Annotated in this window: 2 protein-coding genes; one reads left to right on the forward strand and one right to left on the reverse strand. The window is 75.6% G+C overall.

Annotated elements, in window-relative coordinates; all coding sequences use genetic code 11:
* Positions 1-448 precede the first annotated feature (448 nt).
* Positions 449-1,666 carry an aminotransferase class I/II-fold pyridoxal phosphate-dependent enzyme gene (locus tag P1P70_RS44005; protein ID WP_319248034.1) on the forward strand — a complete coding sequence of 406 codons (1,218 nt, stop codon included), beginning with the start codon at positions 449-451 and terminating at the stop codon, positions 1,664-1,666.
* A 35-nt stretch (positions 1,667-1,701) separates the two neighbouring features.
* Here P1P70_RS44005 and P1P70_RS44010 read toward each other — a convergent pair.
* The coding region (locus P1P70_RS44010) for a hypothetical protein (protein WP_319248035.1) at positions 1,702-1,978 on the reverse strand (277 nt) is incomplete at its 5' end.

Genomic DNA, 1,978 nt, shown 5'->3' on the forward strand with positions numbered 1-1,978 from the left:
ACCCCTCCACCCACCAACCGGCCCCGGTCCAGCGTGGCGTCCACGCGGGGGAGGGGGGCGCCTTCACCGATTCGGTCCCGGCCATGGTCGCCGGCGGCCTCCTTGTCGCGGGCGCGCTCGGCGCGGCCGTGCACCGGCTGCGCAGACGGGACCGTTGGACGCCCTGAGCGTTCCGAGCCCGGCCCGTCGAAGCCACGGGGCGAGTGTGACCGGTGCAACCCGCCCCGGGGCCCATGGGGCGTGTGAGCCTGGGTACTGACAGGCCGAGGGTGCGGGCGCCGTGCTCGACAGGGCACACCGACGCACCCCCGACGCACCCCCCACGCACGACGGAGCACCAGCGGGCATCACCGAGCACCACCGAGCACCACCGAGCACCATCGACATCCCGGAGCGATCCCGGAGGGGTGACCGCCGGGCAAGGCATCAGGAGCGGGCGGAGGCACACATGCGGCGGACGGATCCGGAAGGGCATGGTCCGGTCCGCTTCGGCCCGCCGCTCCCCGCCCAGGGGCTGCCCGTCCTGCCCGAACTGGCCGCCGCGCTCTCCGCCGAGGCGAGCCGTCCCCACCCCGTCCCGCTCGGTGGTGATCCCGCCCTCCTGGACGCCGCTTGCGGCTACTGGGACCGACGCGGACTGGCCACCACCCGGGACCGGGTCCTCGCCGCCCCCGGCGCCCCCGCCCTGCTCCTCGCGCTGACCGCCGCGATCGGCGGCGACGTGCTGCTCCCACGGCCGTGCGCCGCTTGGTGGGAGCCACAGGCGCGAGCGCTGGGGCGAACCGTCTTCCACGTGGCCACGCCCGCCGAGTGCGGGGGCGTGCCGGACCCGTACGCCCTTTTGGAGACCGTCCGCAGGATCCGGGCCGAGGGAGGCGACCCCCGGCTGCTCGTGCTGTGCGTCGCCGACGACCCGACCGCGACCGTGGCCCCGCCCGAACTGGTGCACGAGGCCATGGAGGCCGCCCTGGGGGAGGGGCTGCACCTGATCAGCGACGAGACCTGGCGCGACACCGTGCACGACCCGCACGACACCGTGCTGCTCAGCCCCGCCGAGATGGTGCCCGACCGGGTCACCGTCGTCACCGACCTCGCCGGCGCCTTCCTGCCGGCGGGCTGGCCGGCCGCCGTCGCCCGCTTCCCCGCGAGCGGGGAGGGGACGGGGCTGCGCGACCGGGTCCTGGACGTGCTCACCGCGCTGGGCGCCCGGGTCGCCACCCCGGTCGCGGCGGCCGCCGCCCACGCCCTGGAGGAGCCCGCCCCCGTCACCGAACGGCTCGCCACCGCCGTACGCCTGCACGCCCGTCTCGCCGGCGCCGCGCACCGGGCCGTGGTGGCCGCCGGGGCGCTCGCCCTGCCGCCGCGCGCCGGGCGGCACCTGTACGTCGACCTCGCCCCGCTGCGCTCGGCCCTCGTCGGGTACGGCGTCGGCGACGCGCAGGAGGTGGAGGACTTCCTCGGCGACCGGCTCGGGATGCCGGCGCCCGGTGGTCACCGGTTCGGGGACGACCTCGGGGCACTGCGGGTCCGGCTGTCCACCGACGCGTTCCTCGGCACCACCGACGAGGAGCGCGCCCAGGCCCTCACCGCGCCGGACCCCCTGGAACTACCCCATGTGGCACGGGCGTTGACCCTCCTCGGCACGGCTTTCGAGGACCTGCGATGACACTTCTCGACGGCCCCGGGGACTCTCAGCGAACCTCAGCGCTCTTCAGTGGTCTTCAGCGACGACGATCCTCCGTGACGACGCTCAGCGACGGGAGCCTCCTCGATGACGCAGCAGTCCGAGTCGACCACCTCCACGACGACCACCTCCACACCGACCATCTCAACGACGACCGCCTCCACACCGACCGCCACCACGCCGACAACCGCAGCGACGTCAGCTTCGGCTAGGGCAGCCTCCTCGCCGACCACCCGGGGCACCGACGACCCGGCGTCCAGGACCCCCCTCCTCCCGCCGCTCACCGAGCCCCGC

Origin of the sequence: Streptomyces sp. MB09-02B (genome assembly GCF_033794485.1) — a bacterium.
Classification (GTDB): Bacteria; Actinomycetota; Actinomycetes; order Streptomycetales; family Streptomycetaceae; genus Streptomyces.

Excerpts from the sequence above, each read along its gene's own strand:
- P1P70_RS44005 (WP_319248034.1), top strand. The coding sequence starts at position 449 with ATGCGGCGGACGGATCCGGAAGGGCATGGTCCGGTCCGCTTCGGCCCG.